Annotated in this window: 18 protein-coding genes; 12 read left to right on the top strand and 6 right to left on the bottom strand. The window is 58.9% G+C overall.

Features of this window, described 5'->3' with window-relative positions; translation table 11 throughout:
• Positions 1-125 precede the first annotated feature (125 nt).
• Both VL130_RS12260 and VL130_RS12255 read left to right on the top strand, forming a co-directional pair.
• Positions 126-857 (top strand): polysaccharide biosynthesis/export family protein, encoded by a 732-nt coding sequence (locus tag VL130_RS12260; RefSeq protein WP_325363206.1) that lies wholly within the window; start codon positions 126-128, stop codon positions 855-857.
• Positions 858-917: 60 nt separating this feature from the next.
• The gene (locus tag VL130_RS12255; protein WP_325363205.1) at positions 918-1,208 is read left to right on the top strand and encodes a hypothetical protein; all 291 of its coding nucleotides are present in this window, start codon (positions 918-920) and stop codon (positions 1,206-1,208) included.
• A 96-nt stretch (positions 1,209-1,304) separates the two neighbouring features.
• Here VL130_RS12255 and VL130_RS12250 read toward each other — a convergent pair whose 3' ends face one another.
• Positions 1,305-1,592 carry a sel1 repeat family protein gene (locus VL130_RS12250; RefSeq protein WP_325363204.1) on the bottom strand — a complete coding sequence of 96 codons (288 nt, stop codon included), beginning with the start codon at positions 1,590-1,592 and terminating at the stop codon, positions 1,305-1,307.
• Between the two features lie 488 nt (positions 1,593-2,080).
• On the opposite strand from VL130_RS12250, the gene VL130_RS12245 reads away from it, so the two are divergent.
• The 4 genes from VL130_RS12245 (at position 2,081) to VL130_RS12230 (ending at position 4,893) form a co-directional block, all read left to right on the top strand.
• Entirely contained in the window at positions 2,081-3,103 is a 1,023-nt protein-coding gene (locus VL130_RS12245; protein ID WP_325363203.1) for an RcnB family protein, read from the top strand.
• Between the two features lie 158 nt (positions 3,104-3,261).
• Entirely contained in the window at positions 3,262-3,822 is a 561-nt protein-coding gene (locus tag VL130_RS12240) for a hypothetical protein (protein ID WP_325363202.1), read from the top strand.
• Positions 3,823-3,860: 38 nt separating this feature from the next.
• Positions 3,861-4,331, top strand: a complete 471-nt coding sequence (locus tag VL130_RS12235; RefSeq protein WP_325363201.1) for a hypothetical protein — start codon at positions 3,861-3,863, stop codon at positions 4,329-4,331.
• A gap of 286 nt (positions 4,332-4,617) precedes the next feature.
• Positions 4,618-4,893, top strand: a complete 276-nt coding sequence (locus VL130_RS12230; protein WP_325363200.1) for a hypothetical protein — start codon at positions 4,618-4,620, stop codon at positions 4,891-4,893.
• A gap of 91 nt (positions 4,894-4,984) precedes the next feature.
• On the opposite strand, the gene VL130_RS12225 is transcribed toward VL130_RS12230, so the two are convergent.
• Together VL130_RS12225 and VL130_RS12220 are read right to left on the bottom strand one after the other, a co-directional pair.
• Complete coding sequence (locus VL130_RS12225; protein ID WP_325363199.1) at positions 4,985-6,310, bottom strand: ABC transporter permease; 1,326 nt, start codon at positions 6,308-6,310, stop codon at positions 4,985-4,987.
• Positions 6,303-7,241 carry an ABC transporter ATP-binding protein gene (locus tag VL130_RS12220; protein ID WP_325363198.1) on the bottom strand — a complete coding sequence of 313 codons (939 nt, stop codon included), beginning with the start codon at positions 7,239-7,241 and terminating at the stop codon, positions 6,303-6,305. The genes VL130_RS12225 and VL130_RS12220 overlap by 8 nt, the downstream gene beginning before the upstream one ends.
• Positions 7,242-7,399: 158 nt before the next feature.
• On the opposite strand from VL130_RS12220, the gene VL130_RS12215 reads away from it, so the two are divergent.
• Positions 7,400-7,618, top strand: a complete 219-nt coding sequence (locus VL130_RS12215; protein WP_325363197.1) for a hypothetical protein — start codon at positions 7,400-7,402, stop codon at positions 7,616-7,618.
• Between the two features lie 110 nt (positions 7,619-7,728).
• Here VL130_RS12215 and gatB read toward each other — a convergent pair whose 3' ends face one another.
• On the bottom strand, positions 7,729-9,288 hold the full coding sequence (gene gatB / locus VL130_RS12210) for an Asp-tRNA(Asn)/Glu-tRNA(Gln) amidotransferase subunit GatB (protein WP_325363415.1): 1,560 nt from the start codon (positions 9,286-9,288) through the stop codon (positions 7,729-7,731).
• 285 nt (positions 9,289-9,573) lie between these two features.
• Between gatB and VL130_RS12205 the strand changes: the two genes are divergently transcribed.
• The 4 genes from VL130_RS12205 to VL130_RS12190 all read left to right on the top strand — a co-directional run bounded on the left by VL130_RS12205 (position 9,574) and on the right by VL130_RS12190 (position 12,160).
• Positions 9,574-10,491, top strand: coding sequence for a hypothetical protein (locus VL130_RS12205; protein ID WP_325363196.1), 918 nt, complete (start codon positions 9,574-9,576; stop codon positions 10,489-10,491).
• A gap of 140 nt (positions 10,492-10,631) precedes the next feature.
• Positions 10,632-10,913, top strand: a complete 282-nt coding sequence (locus tag VL130_RS12200; protein WP_325363195.1) for a DUF1778 domain-containing protein — start codon at positions 10,632-10,634, stop codon at positions 10,911-10,913.
• Positions 10,913-11,410, top strand: a complete 498-nt coding sequence (locus tag VL130_RS12195; protein WP_325363194.1) for a GNAT family N-acetyltransferase — start codon at positions 10,913-10,915, stop codon at positions 11,408-11,410. The genes VL130_RS12200 and VL130_RS12195 overlap by 1 nt, the downstream gene beginning before the upstream one ends.
• 204 nt (positions 11,411-11,614) lie before the next feature.
• Positions 11,615-12,160: a hypothetical protein gene (locus VL130_RS12190; protein WP_325363193.1), complete on the top strand. Its 546-nt coding sequence runs from the start codon at positions 11,615-11,617 to the stop codon at positions 12,158-12,160.
• 221 nt (positions 12,161-12,381) lie between these two features.
• Here VL130_RS12190 and VL130_RS12185 read toward each other — a convergent pair whose 3' ends face one another.
• A complete protein-coding gene (locus VL130_RS12185) occupies positions 12,382-12,819 on the bottom strand; it encodes a glycine zipper domain-containing protein (RefSeq protein ID WP_325363192.1) in 438 nt (145 codons plus the stop codon).
• A gap of 206 nt (positions 12,820-13,025) precedes the next feature.
• Between VL130_RS12185 and VL130_RS12180 the strand changes: the two genes are divergently transcribed.
• A complete protein-coding gene (locus VL130_RS12180; protein WP_325363191.1) occupies positions 13,026-14,831 on the top strand; it encodes a long-chain-acyl-CoA synthetase in 1,806 nt (601 codons plus the stop codon).
• Here the strand turns inward: VL130_RS12180 and nhaA are convergent.
• Positions 14,828-16,027 carry a Na+/H+ antiporter NhaA gene (gene nhaA, locus VL130_RS12175; RefSeq protein WP_325363190.1) on the bottom strand — a complete coding sequence of 400 codons (1,200 nt, stop codon included), beginning with the start codon at positions 16,025-16,027 and terminating at the stop codon, positions 14,828-14,830. The genes VL130_RS12180 and nhaA overlap by 4 nt on opposite strands.
• Positions 16,028-16,079: the final 52 nt, after the last annotated feature.

The following is a 16,079-nucleotide window of genomic DNA, read 5'->3' as shown; positions in this document are numbered from 1 at the left end:
CAGCAAAGGGCGGAAGTCTGAGATTTGCTAAATTAACCGATCGGGCGTTAACGAATGTTTACCATTTTCCGCCTTATTCAATAGGTATCAGATTCCCTCCCATACCGCATGGATTCGCCGCCCTAATGGTCACACGCCGCGCTTTACTGACAACCAGCCTGGCAACCGGTTTCGGCCTCGCGCTCGGTGACGGCCTGATCGCCAGCAGCGCCCGCGCGACAGAAAAAATGCCGGAAGCGCCGCTGATCGGTTTCGCCCGCTGGACCGACGACGAGCCTTTTTATCTGCTCTACCCCGGCGACAAGCTGGAAGTGAGCGTTCCCGGCGCGCCGGAACTCAGCCGCCAGACCCAGGTGGGACCAGACGGCCGCATTACGCTCGGCCTGATCGGACAAGTCATGGCCGCCTATAAAAGCGTGCCGCAGCTACAGGCTGAAATCGCCCGCGCCTATGCCGGAATCTTGCGCGATCCACAGGTGACCGTCTATCCCGGCGACACGGCGCCGATGCGCGTGCTGGTCGGCGGCGAAGTGAGAAATCCGGGCTGGGTCGATATGCTGGGCGATATGGATGCGCTCCAGGCCACGATGGCGGCCGGCGGCTTCACCCATGGCGCCAAGGGCCATCAGGTGCTGATCATCCGCAGAGGGCGCGACGGCCAGGCCATGCGTCGCATCGTCGACCTGCAAAATCCGCTGGAGGGCAAGGGGCAACTGGTCGCTTTACGCCGCTTCGACATCATCTATGTGCCGCGCACCAATGTCGCCGAAGCCGGCGTCTTCATGGAGCAATGGGTCAACAATCTGATCCCCGGCGGCATAATGAACTATTTTACTTACAAGGCCTTCGGCCAGTAGGTCATGAATTCCGGAGAACAAGACGCTGGCAGACAATTGTTTGGTGGTTTAAAATAGGGCATGTCCCTCGCCCGCAAACTCATTCTACACGTTCCGGTATCCAATGAGGCCCTGCTTGAGGGCTTTGTTGAACAGTGCCTGAAGGACGGTGTATCGCTACTGGCCGTATTCGGACTAGGCTGCGCCAGGATAGAAGATATTATCGACGAAATTGTCGTGGGTGACGGAAGCGATGAAGACCGCTTTTTATGTACCACGTCTCATCCGGATGAGTCATTCGCGGATGTATTGAATTTGGTTTCGACATGGGAGTACGAGCGCGGTGATCCCGTCGAAGAGATCAGGCTCTAAAGCGCTAACCGACCGCAGCTTAGCTTCCATGCCACCGCGCTATTCAACACTTGAGCGCTCTACGCAAAAGAGCTTAATCTTGATCGAAGATCGAGATTAAGCCGCGTAGCCGATACGGCCGGCGTCGAGCCACTGGCGGGCAGCCTTCTGTGCTTCGGCGATGTCCTCGCGGCCCATCTCGCGTGACAGCTCCTTGCGATAGACCTGGGCTTCGAGCGAACCGCGCATCGAGGCCAGGTTGAACATCATGTGCGCCGAAATCAGATCGACAGGCGCGCCGCCCTGACCGGTGGAATACATCATGCCAAGCTGGAACAGCTCGTCACCGCCCATTTCGGCGGTCGGCAGGGGGATCGATTTGAACTCTACGTCGTTGGTGATCATCGTATTGATGCCGCGCTTTTTGCGCGTCTCCGTTGCAGTTGATGCCTTGAGTTCACCACCGTCGAATAAAATTAAAGTTAACGCGGAGATTTACGCTAAATATTTTATGTAAACGCAAAATTAATGTTAATTTTTACGTTAATTATTTTGTATATATGCGTTAAAAATTGATCAATATTTTAGTATAAACACGAAATAACTCGTAAATTACACTTAACTTACTTACATAAACCAGAAATACTATCATTAACGCGATAGATTTGGCTCCAGTTAATCACCCGCCCGGCCCAGTCAACCTCCCCAAATAAACAGTCTTTTAAGATCGGAGTCTTGCCGCAATCTGTCTTAAGACCGACATGTTTTGTTCAGCTTCAGTTCAGGGACACTCTGTCATAAATGCATCAACGCGATAATTTTTATCGCCGCGCGTCTCAGATCCGCATATTCCTGTAGTTTGAGGATGATCTGCACAGACAGTGAGGATGAAAATGAACAGAAAGTTAGCCAATCTGGCCGTATCCGGCCTGGCGCTTGTGCTGATGGCAGGCCTGGCCGTTGCGCCTACCTACGCCGACGCCAGGGACCGCGACAGCAATAGCGGCAGCAACCGTGGCGGCGGAAACCGGGGCGACGGCCAGTCCAGAAGCAATGACAGCACCAGTACGCCGCCTCCGGCTGTGCGCCCTGCGCCCGCGGCACGGCCCGCGCCGGCGGCCCGCCGCGCTCAGCCCTCCAACCGGGGCCAGACATCCAATAGCGGCATGAACCGTCAGCGCAACAACGACAATGGCGACGGCCGTGGTAACGGACGTCCGACCGGTGTACGACCGGACGCACAGCCGGGCGGTCAATGGCAGGGCGGCAACCGTCCAGGCCGAGGCGGCAATGGCGGCGGCGGCACCGCAGGCCAGGGCGGCGGACGTGACCATAATGGGAACGGCAATAACGGCGGCGGCCGTGATCATGGCGACGCCGGTAATAGTGGCGGCGGACGCGGCCACGACTGGAACAACGGTGGTCGCCCCGGCCAGCAGGGCGGCTGGAATGGCGGTCGTCCCGGTAACAGCAATACCCACGGCGGCAACCATACTGGCGGCTCGAATGGCAATGGTCACAATGGCAACTGGAACGGTGGCCACAATGGTGGTCATGGCGGCAACTGGAACGGCAATGGCGGCGGCGGACGCGATCACAATTGGAACGGCGGCGGACGCCACCATTTCGATTATCGCCGTGACCACCGTTTCCGCGGCTATTCCGGCGTGCGCTTCGGCTATTATTTCGCGCCCACCTACGGCTACTACCAAGTGCCGAACCAATGGTACGGCCACCGCTGGACGTCGGGCGAATATCTGCCGGACTACTTCTACGACTACCGCATCTACGACTACCTGTCATATGGCCTGCCGACCCCGCCCTATGATTGCGCCTACTACTTTATCGGCCGCGACGTCGTGCTGGTCGATATGTCAACCGGCGAGATCATCGATGTCTTCTATGATGTCTATTAGAGCCTGAAACGTCCGATCAAGCCCCGAAGCGCCTGTCGCGTTTCGGGGCTTTTTTTTGCGCCGAAACAGCAAAACCCCCGAAATCCTGATTTCAAAGCGCCCTTTGCGCATGACGCCATTATTTTTTCGCCCCATTTGCGCCGGGCTGGAACCGGACAATGCCGCCAACACCAGCCCAACTCATCGAAAGCGAGAACATCATGATTAGTCTGCGTAACACAACAGCCGTACTGGCCCTTGCCGCCGGCCTGACCGCCCTTCCCGTCATCGCCAATGCCCAAATTCTCGGCGGCGGCGGTCAGGTTGGCGGAGCGGTCGGCGGCCTTACGGGTCAGGCTCAGGGCAGCGCGAACGGTCAGATCGGCGTCGGTGGCGTTCAGGACACCCTCGGTAACACCACCAGCCGCGTTCAATCGGACATCAATACCGTGGCCCAGCAAACCGAAGATGCGACCCAGCAGGTTCAGGGGGCCGCTCAGGTTGATGGCGCGGTTGAGGCCAGGGGCGATACCAAAGGAAATGTCTCTGCCGATGCCAATACCCGCGTTGTGGCTGATCCGGGCGCCGTAACTGGCGCCGCCGCGTCTGGCGTCAACAGCGCCACACATGACGTGAACACCGTTACCGGTCAGGCCAGAGATACGGTCCACGGGGCGGCCGATACCGCTGCGTCGGCCGATCTCAGCGCCACAGCCAAGGCAGATGTTGAACAGAAATAAGCCCTGGCGCTTTCCAGTGCTCAAATGAGGTAATCATCATGAAATATGTCAAGACATACATACCAGCAGCCGTCCTGATCGGCGGCCTGCTAGCGCTTTCCGCCTCGGCCCAGGAGGCCACAGTCGTCCCCACTCCGACCGGCCCGACACAGGAGGCCGATACACCGCCGACACCGGGTACGCCAGAACACGCCGCCCAGCTCCAGCGCGAGCACAAGCGCGCCGTGGCCGCCGGCGACCATGCCAATGATCCGCTGAATTCCGCCAGCAGCGACGCGCTCAACCAGCAGGAGGCCGCCAAGGCCCGCGCGCTCGGCAACGCTCCGGTGCCGGCGGATACGGTGACAAACGCCCAACCCGTGCCCAATCCGAACCTGCCTGATGCGAGCGGCAATACTACCGGCGCCCTGCCCGCCGATCCGGCCCCGGCCCTGATTCCCCCGCCGGCCGATAGCCTGCCGCCGCCCATCCATGATCCGCTTCAGCCCGCCCCGGACCGCGTACAGTAAAAAAAACCGGTATCCGGTCACATGACCGGATACCGGGCCTTATAAGGGCGTGATTATTCCCACAGTATAAAAAAATAAATAGAGCATAAATATCGGTTAACGAATCACTAATATTCACAAATAGACCTCTCCAAAGACAAATTTGCGCCTCATTCTTACACAATTTTCACCCTCGTCGAATGCAGGACATCACTGACGTAAAGCATCGGCATTTTTGTTTTGTATTATATTATACAATTCGCCATCCATCTCAGTAATGCCTCCCCAACCAGAGAAAGCAATACACATGAAATCTTCCATTCGCATCATCGCCGCCGCTGCTTTTGTCACTGCTCTCGGCGTCGCTCCGCTGATCTCCGTCGCTCAGGAAACCCCTGCCGCCGATACCGCAACCGCGACATCTTCCGAGTCGACCTCCACCTCGGTGGCCGCTGACGGCACCACCACAACCGCCACCGCAACCGAAGCGGCCTCCACTTCAGTTGCCGCCGACGGTACGGTTACGGCCACCACGGAATCGTCGAGCAGCGAATCCAGCGCCACTTCGAGCGCCGGCCAATAAGCTACACGGCATATCTCCTGACCTGATCTCCCCCCGACGGGTCAGAGGGTGTAAAAAACCCCCGGTGCAAAAGCGCCGGGGGTTTTGCTTGTCAATTTGAGGCCTTCCGCGTGGCGATCCGGAACAACATGCCCCAACTCAGCTTGCCGCCGGTCAGCGCCCCGGCCTTGAAGGCCCGCCGCCCGACCGCGATCATGATCAGCGCCACCACGCCCATCCCCGCCAGGGTGCCGGCGATCTCGTACCACGGCAGGGGCTGGGCCAGCCGCAGCGGCATGAGGAACGGCGTGAACAGCGGAAACCACGACATATATTGCAGCATCGGCAGGTCCGGCGAGGTAAAGGCCACCTGCATGGTCATCATCGGGATCATCAGCACGATGGTCATCGGCCCGATAATCGCCTGGGCGTCCTTCTGGGTTTCGCAAAAAGCCCCGACCGCGGCGAAAAACACACCGAACATCAGGTAACCGCCGGTGAAATAGGCCAGCAACAGGGCGACATGCACAGGCGACAGCAGGCCCGATATCGCCGCCGCGATCTCGCGTGAGGTCTCGGCCGGCATGGCGTTGAACCCATAGGTACTAAGGGCAAAAGCCGTCACGGCCCACAGCCCTGAGACCGTCAGCATGACCCCCGCCACGCCCAGAACCTTGCCGACCAGCAGCGATTCGGTCGAGGCCGAGGCCAGCAGCACTTCCAGCACCTTGCTTGATTTTTCCTCGATCACCGACCCCAGCAGGATCATCGATGACGAAAAGATCGTGATCCAGGTGAGGTAGCTGATGCCGATGCCGAGGAACCGCCCGCCGTTTTCGCGCACCCCTTCGGCGAACCCGTCCTTTTTCGGCGCGTCGGCGCTGGCCGGGGTCAGGCTGACAATATCCGCCCGCGACTCACGCATGTCATGCGCCAGGCCATGATCAATGCCGTGCATCCCCGCCAGCTTGAAATATTGCAGGCCATGCAGATCCCACAGGATCAGGTTTTCCACCTTGCCCTTGTGGCCATCCGCCGACCAGATACGGAAATGCAGTTTGTCGCCGCTGTCCGTCGCCACGATGATCGACGCCACCTGCCCTGAGCCGATGATCGCCGGTATCTTCGCCTCGGCCTCACTGGCCGGCATATCCGCTGACAATCCCGCCGGCAATGGCGCCAGCCTCAGCCCGCCATCATCAAAAACGCCCGGCTTCGGCGCATGGGCGCGCACCGCCTCAGCTATGGCCCCCTCGATATGATCGCCGCTCAGGTCGAGGATCGCCACCGTCTCCACCGGCGCCGAGTGCCGCATCAGAATGGGGATAAGGATGCTGCATCCCAGGATCAGCGGCAGGGTGAACAGCGACAGCCAGAAGCCGACCGTGCGGACAAAAGCCAGGTATTCGCGCCGGGCGATCAGAAAGGTCTTATTCATGCTCGCCTCCGGTCAAGACAATAAACGCTTCGTGCAGGCTCGGCTCCTTCGCCTCGAACCGCCGCACATCCAGTCCGCGCAGGAAGGCCTCTTTCAGCGCCTCATGCGCCGTATGCCCGGCCTGCAAATGACACTGCCACAGGTGCGCCCGATCTTTTCCGTTTTCAATGGCATCCGCCGCCCCCATATCGGCCACCGCGGCGATCCCCGGCAGGGCCAGCAAATCGGCCTCGTGCAGCGCCCCTTCCAGATCGAGATGTCGCGGCGCCGCGGCTCTGGCCTCTTTCAGCGTACCCTCAAAGACCTTCCGGCCCTTCGCCAGCAGCACCACCTGCTCACACAGACGCTCGGCGTGCTGCATGACGTGGGTGGAAAACAGCACCGTCGCCCCCTGCTTCGCCAGATCGCGGATCACCGTTTCCAGCCCCTGCTGGTTGACCGGATCCAGCCCCGAAAACGGCTCATCGAGGATCACCAGTTCCGGCTCGTGCACCAGGCAGGAAATAAGCTGCACCTTCTGCGACATGCCCTTGGAAAGCGAGCGTATCTGCTTGTTCATGAAAGGCCCCAGCCCTTGCGCTTCCAGCATGGCCTTGCCGCGCGACCGCGCCACCGAGGCCTTCACGCCTTTCAAGCCCGCCAGAAAGACGATCACATCGACCGGCGTCATCTTGCGATACAGTCCGCGCTCTTCCGGCATGAAGCCGATCCGGTCGAGCGCCTGCCCCGCCGGCCGCCCCAGCACCTCTATGCGTCCGGCGCTCGCTTCCGAAAGCCCCAGCATCATCCGCACACTGGTGGTCTTGCCGGCGCCATTCGGCCCCAGAAAGCCGCAGATCGTGCCGCGCTTCACCTCGAAACTGAGTTCGCTGACAGCCTCGAAATCGCCGAAGCGCTTGCTCACCCCCGCCAGACTTAACGCGCTGTCCATCTGTCCCCTCCCGGTTTCGCGCACTATACCTATTCGCGCCGCGATTGCACCAGATTAAGGCAAATTAAAAAACGACCGTGTAACCGCCGGCGCGCCTGCCGCGTATCTCCTTTTCAGACAGCGCCCGGCTGTCGCCAACCCCATCTGAGGAAATCCCCATGCAACGCACGCTCGCTTTTGCCGCCCTTGCCCTGACCTTCGTCGCCGTCACCGCCTGCTCCGCCCCGCCGAAAACCGACAATGCCATGTCTGAAATGTCGTCCTCTTCCGCCGACGCCATGGCGCCTATGGCCAGCGGCGACAATATGGCCATGTCGTCCTCGTCCATGTCGTCGGATGCGATGGCGCCCATGTCGTCTTCCAACATGAGCCAGTAACGAAAAAAGCCCCCGCACCTGCATGCGGAGGCTTTAACTCTTATACCTCCCCAACTCGTTGGGGAGGGGGACCGACGCGCGCTTGCGCGTTGGTGGTGGGGGTTCTTGCTTTATAACCCCAGCTTGCTTTTCAGCAACTCATTGACCGCCGCCGGATTGGCCTTGCCGCCGGTGGCCTTCATCACCTGCCCGACGAACCAGCCCAGCGCCTGCGGTTTCAACGCCACTTCCGCCGCCTTGTCCGGATTGGCGGCGATGATCTCGTCGATCGCCTTTTCAATCGCACCGGTATCGGTCACCTGCTTGAGGCCGTGCTTTTCCACGATCTCGGCCGGGGTGATCGTCCCCTTGCCTTCCCACATGTGCTCGAAAACCGTCTTGGCGATCTTGGACGAGATCACATTGGTCTCGATCAGCTCCACCAGACCGGCGATCTGCTCGGGCGGCAGCGGCGAATCCACAATGTCTTTACCGTCCTTTGCTAAACGGGCCAGCAATTCATTAGTTACCCAATTGGCGACTAGCTTCGGGTCTCGAATAGGTTTCGCAAACTGTGCTTCGCCGGCTTCTCCCAAAAGTTGCCGGGTCGCACTAGGCAATGTTCGATTTATCATGCCGACTGGCTGACCATTCGCAACACACTTCTCGTAGTAATCCGCTCGGTCCTGTTCGGAAATCAGCACCTGCGCGTCGTAAGAACTCAGCCCGTATTGCGAGATAAAGCGCGCCTTCTTGTCGTCCGGCAGCTCCACCAGCGATTTGCGGATATCCTCGATCCACGCTTCTTCCAGTTCGACCGGCAACAGGTCGGGATCGGGGAAATAGCGATAATCGTGCGCCTCTTCCTTGGAACGCATCGAGCGCGTCTCGACCTTCACGGCGTCGAACAGCCGCGTTTCCTGATCGATGGTGCCACCGTCTTCCAGAATCTCGATCTGGCGGCGCGCCTCAAATTCGATCGCCTGCTGCATGAAGCGGAACGAGTTGACGTTCTTGATCTCGCAGCGCGTGCCGAAAGGCTCGCCGACGCGGCGCACCGAGACGTTGCAGTCGGCGCGCATATTGCCCTTTTCCATGTCACCGTCACAGGTGCCGAGATAGATCAGGATGGTGCGCAGTTTCTTGAAATAAGCAACGGCTTCGTCCGAAGACCTGAGATCGGGCTTCGAGACAATTTCCATCAGGGCGGTGCCGGCGCGGTTGAGGTCGACATAGGTGGCGTTGGGGTCGAGATCGTGGATCGACTTGCCGGCGTCCTGCTCCAGGTGCAGCCGCTCGATGCGCACGGTGAAACTGGTGCCGTCATCGCGCTCGACCAGCACCTCGCCCTCGCCCACGATCGGGTGGAAGAGTTGCGAAATCTGATAGCCCTGCGGCAGGTCGGGATAGAAGTAGTTCTTGCGGTCGAAGCGCGAGAAACGGTTGATCTCGGCTTTCAGGCCAAGGCCGGTCTTCACCGCCTGCTCCACGCAGTACTTGTTGAGCACGGGCAACATGCCGGGCATGGCGGCGTCAACGAGGCTGACCTGCTCATTCGGGCCGGCGCCGAAGCCGACCCTGGCGCCGGAAAACAGTTTGGTATTGGAAGCCACCTGCGCATGGACTTCGAGGCCCATAACGATTTCCCACAGGCCGGTCCGGCCCTGGATCAGTTTGCTGGGATCGGCCACGCGGCCGGAATCGAGAGGAGAAGCGGTATGTGTCATAGGGTGGATATAGCGGGCAAAGCCGACGGCATAAAGGGCTTTTTCGCTTAAGCTAGACGAAAACCCAAATCTCTGAATTGCCTTAAAGCAATCCAATCACATCAATTAAATTGTCAAAAAACTTAAGGTTGATTTAGGCAAGGCATCTAGCAAAAATGTAGATCGACAGTTGTTCAGATGGTATTATCCACTTGTGTCACAACAAGCGAGAATTGCGTCGTTTTATATTAATCGCAGCAAGGGGTACGAATGCGGAGATTTAAACTAAACTTGGCCCATCCGATGTCTTGGCCGGTTGAAAAATTTCAAGCCATAATTGTTGCGGCACTATCGGTATTGGTGGCAAGCGCCATAATTTACGAAATCGCTTATTTCGCCGCCCTTCTAATTTCAATTCGTGCGGTGCCTCTTACAGTTTCAGACTATAGCTCTGAAATCGTCAGACTTGCTCCTCTTTACGGTGGCGTTGGCGCGATCGGCGCGATCATGTATGTGACATTGCATCCGCAGTTGACGGCGATACATGCAATGTTTCGCATTCACCAAAAAATCACGCTACTGAATGCAAGGTTGATCGGCGCTCCTTACTATGAACAGAGCAGAATTTCTAGGAAGACCTATCGCCTTTGGCTGCTGACACGCAATGTTCGCAGGAAAATTCTTCGTGCGAGAAAGGTCCTCGTAGGAATATTTACGGGACTGATGGCGATATTGGGAATTTGCGCGGTTATCGGCCCGGCTATTAGCTCACAGACCGCAGATCCCATTTATTCGATATATTCTTACCTCGGTGCAAGCAGCGCCTTAATTGGCGCGTCGTTCGGGCTCCTGTACGTACTTAAAGAAAACCGATTTATAGGTTTCATCTTACTGGTTGGCTCAAGCTGTTGGTTAATTACGGCGTGGGCAAGCTATGTAGCCCTGTCTGATTACGATCAAGGGCAAGCGGCTACTATTGTAAAGGGCACAACACTATCCAATGTCAGAATTGTGGGTTCGTTTGAAAAAGGGCTTTTGATCCGGGACAAGGACACTTTACGGTTTGTTTTCTGGAATGAAGTCGACGAAGTGACTTATCCACCCGCTAACAAAGCTGATATATTGGAGCCTTGGTTGCAAAGTGTGAAAGTCCCTTATGACAATCCGCTTAAGTCCGCCCCGAAATAAAACAAGTAATGGGTCGGCTTATCTTGCCATCTAAGACAGATCATGTGCTGAATTATGGTGACATTATATGAAATGGAATGCACAACTTCATTGACCGTACATCATCCGTACAGTAAACTCCCTTACAAAGGAGCTTCGCCATGCCCGATGATGCCCGCGCCAAAACCGCCCGCCTTGACCTGCGCATGACGCCGGCAGCCAAGAGCCTGCTCGAACAGGCGGCCAGGGCACGCCACAAAACCGTCAGCGAATTTGTCCTCGACCAGAGCCTGACCGCCGCCGAAGAAACCCTCGCCGACCGCCGCCTCTTCCTGCTTAATGACGAACAGTGGGCCGAGTTCAACCGCCTGCTCGACGCCCCGCCGCGCGACATGCCTAACTTACGTGAACTGGCGGCGCGCAAGGCGCCCTGGGACGGCTGATGCCGAGCCTTGAGCCACCCAGGCCGCTATCCCTCGCATTCGATATATCCGACTTCGATTGCGGCGTTCCCGAACTCAATCTCTGGCTCAAGCAACGCGCCCTGTCCAATGAAGCGCTAGGCACCTCCCGCACATTTGTCGTCAGCCGCGAAAACCGCGTGGTCGGTTATTATGCCTTGACCGTCGGTTCGATCATGCACGCCCAGGCACCCGGCAAGATACGCCGCAATATCCCCGATCCGGTGCCTGCCGCCATTCTGGGACGCCTGGCAACCGACCTGTCTGCCCGGAAAATGGGCCTCGGCGGCGCGCTGCTCATCGACGCCATTCGTCGCACCCTGACCGCTTCCGAGACCCTGGGTATCCGGGCCATGCTGATACATGCGCTTTCGGAAGAGGCCCGCGCCTTTTACGAGCGCTACCACTTTATCCGCTCCCCAGCCGACGACATGATGCTGATAGCAACTATGTCCGACCTGAGAAAAGCGTTGTCATAACCCTTCCTCCTCCCTTGCGAAGCGGGGGAGGTGGCAGCGCGAGGCTCGCAGAGCCGGTGTCGCTGACGGAGGGGGCTTAACCCCATCCGTAAGAGGCCCCCTCCGTCTCGACGCGCTTCGCTTGCTCGACACCTCCCCCGATAAATCAGGGGAGGAGAAAACCAATCTTATCCACGCTCCTGAAAACGCCCGCATCATATCCGCATGGACATGAGGAACGACATCGCCACCAACCTCTCGCCGCTTGAACAGCGGCGGGCGGCGTTGCGCGCTTTGTCCGACGATATCATGGAGACCATCAAGACCCTGCCCAAGCCGCAATCCTGGCTGGAAGGCGACCGCGCCATGCGCTGCCTCGGCACCGCCGATCGCGTCACGGTCCAGTTGTTCACCAAGGTCAAGGCGCACACACCCGCCGGACACCGGCAAACCACGGCACTCTCCATCCGTCCGGCCGCCCCCGTTCGCGCGCCCGAAACGGAAGCCCCGTTCGTCTATAGCTATGACGATGACGAGATCGACGCTGGTGATATGCCCGCCGAAGACAGCGACGGCGCCACGCTCGATGCCGCCCTGGACGATATGGAAGCCCTGCTCGACGCCATGGATCGCGGCGAGACACCCGCCCCGGCCAAGCGACCCGCGAAACCCACCGCCACCACCGGCCGCGACACGCCCTATCAAAATCTGGCGCAAACCTTCGGCCTCGGCCGCGACCTGCTGATGGAACTGAACGCCACGCCGCCTTAAATAGATCCTCCCCTCTTGGAGGGGAGGTGCGCGGCTTGTCCGCGACGGAGGGGTAACAACCAGTGTTGAATATAGCGCTTGTGGCCTTTACCCCCTCTTGAAAATTGCTGACGCAATTTCCAAGCTCCCCCTCCAAGAGGGGGAGACCTTAAACTTCAAAACAAAAAGCCCCTTCCGCGTGTCCGCAAAAGGGGCCAAAGGCACATAAACTTACCGGTGTATTAGCGGTGCTTGTAGCGCAGCACCTTGCCCTTCGAGATATAGTAATAGTTCATGCCCGCCGGGCGGTCCTCGAAATAGACGACCTTGTGATCGGCACGCGGGTTCGGCTCATAATAGCCCTTGGTGTAGACATAATAGTTCGCGCCACGGCAGCGGATCTTTTCGTGCGAATTCTTGCCGACCACATAGCCGGCCGCGCCGCCGACCGCCGCGCCGATCACGGCCGTCTTGGTCTTGTCGCCCTTCTTGCCGAGCAGGCCACCGGCCAAGGCGCCAGCCGCCGCGCCGATGGCGGCGTCCTTGCCGGCCAGGTCCGCCTTCTTGACGTAGCAGTAGCCGTCATAGCTCTGCGCCGAGGCGGTCATCGGCGCCACAGCCCCCGCAATCAGCGAAACGGCGCCGGCGGCCAGGGCGAAAACCTTGAGGGACGAAAACATATGAGACTCCATGCGTGAATTGGCTATTGGCGCCGAATATCAGGAACATTATGGTATTTGCATGACACATTATACCTGAGTTCCGTTACGGCTGCGTCAGAGAAAATAGCGCCTGACACGAATTTGCGCTTTACCGGTAACGATTCGGCTATACCTTACGCTCATAGTAAACGGCATATAGCCGTATCTGCCGGGAGTTTAAGCGCATGGGTCTCGCCGCCAATATCAAGCGTGATTTCATCTTCATGAAGCGCCTGCTGCGCATTTTGAAGTGGGTCAAGCCGGTCAACCCGGATTCGCACGATCTGGTCTGCGACGATTTCGAAGCGGCCGCCACCAAATGGCCGAACAATCTGGCCGTCAAGTTCGAGGGAAAATCCCTCACCTATCAGCAGCTTGACACTGCCGCCAACCGCTATGCCCACTGGGGCCGCCAGCGCGGCCTCAAGCCCGGCGATACCGTGGCCCTGTTCCTGCCAAACCGGCTCGACTACCTCGCTATCTGGATCGGCTTCAACAAGATCGGCGTCATCACCGCCCTGATCAATAATTCGCTGTCCGGCACAGGCCTGGCGCACTGCCTCAATATCTCGGTGGCCAGCCTGACCATCGTCGACCAGACGACGCGCGACGCCTTCCAGGCGGTCGAAAGCCAGATCGAGCGCCACCAGGCCCTGTGGGTGCTTGATCTGCCGCGCGAAAGCGAAACCGAGAACTGCCGCAGCCTCGATACCGCGCTCAAGGGCGTTTCCAGCGTCCGGCCCGATCGCGCCTTCCGCAGTTCGCTTACCGCCCATACCATCGCCCTTTACATCTACACGTCAGGCACCACCGGCCTGCCCAAGGCGGCCAAGATTTCCAACGCCCGCGCCCAGCTCTACATGAAGGCCTTCGCCGGTCTGACCCAGATGAAGCCCGACGACAAGCTCTACTGCGTTTTGCCGCTTTATCATGCCACGGGCGGTCTGTGCGGCGTCGGCGCCGCCCTGCTCAATGGCGGTGCCGTGGTGCTGAAACGCAAGTTTTCCGCCAGCCAGTTCTGGAGCGATGTCCGTGGCGAAGGGATCACCCATATCGTCTATATCGGCGAGCTGTGCCGCTATCTGGTCAATTCGCCGCCGGCGCCCAATCCGGAAGACGAGACGAAGCACAAGGTGCGCATGGCCTTCGGTAATGGTATGCGGCCGGAAGTCTGGGATCATTTCAAGTCCCGCTTCCGCATCAAAGAGGTGATGGAGTTCTACGGCTCGACCGAAGGTAATGTGTCGCTGTTCAACCTCGACGGCCATTCCGGCGCCATCGCCCGCGTGCCGAAGCTGCTCAAGAAGAGCTTCAATGTCCGGCTGGTGCGCTTTGATGTCGAGAGCGAGATGCCTGATCGCCAGTCCAATGGCCTGTGCTACGAATGTAAGCCGGGGGAGATCGGCGAAGCCATCGGACAGATCGCCCATGACGCCCGCCATTCCTATACCGGCTATGCCGACAAGGCCGCCTCGCAGAAAAAGGTGCTGACCGACGTCTTCAAAAAAGGCGACCAGTGGTTCCGCACCGGCGACCTGATGAAGCAGGACAAGGCCGGCTATCTCTATTTCATCGACCGCATCGGCGACACCTTCCGCTGGAAGGGCGAAAACGTCTCGACCTCGGAAGTGGCCGAATATTCAGCGGCAGCCCCCGGCGTCGAGGAGGCCATCATCTACGGCGTACCGGTGCCGAACCACGACGGCAAGGCCGGCATGGCGGCGATCATCGCGCGCGAAGGCTTTGACCTGAAGGTGTTCAAGAACTACATCGACTCAAAGCTGCCGATATGGGCGCGGCCACGTTTCGTGCGGATGCTGCACGATACCGAAACCACCGGCACCTTCAAGTATAAGAAGATGGACCTGATCAAGGTGGGTTACGATATCACCGCGACGACCGACCCGATCTTCGTCTGCCACGGCGAGGATTACGTGCCGCTGACGACAGAACTGATCGAAGATATCACCACGGGCAAGCTGCGGCTTTAAACTGTCTTCCGCGATAGCCACAGCGCGCCAAGCCCGCCGGACAGCAGCGAACCCAGCACCACGCCTGACTTGACCGCGATCTGCGCCGCTTCATCACCCGCCGGGAAAGCCAGCGCGCCCAGGTACAGGCTCATGGTGAAGCCAATGCCGCACAGCAGGCAGACGCCATAAAGCTGATAAGCCGTCGCGCCCTCTGGCATGGCGGCGAACTTCATCCGCACGGCCAGCCAGGCGGCGAAAAAGATACCCAGTTGCTTGCCGGCGAACAGGCCGAGGGTCACGCCCAGAAAGCGCGGATCGCTCAGGCTGTGCCAGCCGGCGCCGGCCAGCGAGAAGCCGGAGGCGGTGAAGGCGAAAAAGGGCAGGATGAGGAAGGCGACATAGGGGTGCACATGATGCAGCACCTCTTTCAGCACCGGTTCGCCGTTTTTCGCCGGATCGAGCGTGACGCAGAAAGCGGCCATGACGGCGACCAGCGACGGGCCGAGGCCGGATTTTATGCTCATCGCCCAGATCAGCACGAACAGGATCGCATAGAGAATATAGAGGACCACAGACGACCGGATGACGAATTTCACCACCGCCATGATCGCCAGTAAGGCCACCATCGCCGCCAGATATCCGACATGGAAACCGTGGCTGTAGAATATGCCGATGACCATGACGGCGCCGAGATCATCGACAATCGCCAGGGTCAGCAGGAACACACGCAGCGAGGACGGCAGGCGCTTCCCCACCAGAGCCAGTATCGCCAGGGCGAAGGCGATATCGGTCGCCATAGGTACTGACCAGCCGTGCAGATCACCGCCCGGCAGGAGATTGATAAGGACATAGAACCCGGCCGGCACCACCATGCCGCCGATCGCCGCGATGACCGGTAGGGCCAGCTTTTGCGGACTGGAGAGTTCGCCACGGAATATCTCGTATTTAATTTCCAGCCCGACGACGAAGAAGAAGATGGCCATCAGGCCTTCCTTGGTCCATTCGAGCACGCTTTCATCGAGGCTCCAGCCAAGGATGGACAGGGTGAAATGGGTGTGGATGAAGGCGAAATAGCTTTCGGCGAAGGGGGAATTGGCCCACACTATGGCCAACACGGCGCAGATGGCCAGAAGCGTGCCGGAACCGGCCTCCGTTTTGAGGAATTCAAGCAGGGATTTGTTCAATGATGTGTTTGGGGGCGCCGGTGTTTTCATGATGGATTTCTAACAGCCGCGCCTGCTATAGCCAAGTGAAACCGGATTTGAA

This window comes from Asticcacaulis sp., from assembly GCF_035497195.1.
Taxonomy (GTDB): Bacteria; Pseudomonadota; Alphaproteobacteria; order Caulobacterales; family Caulobacteraceae; genus Asticcacaulis.
This window is presented reverse-complemented; position numbering and strand designations above follow the sequence as displayed.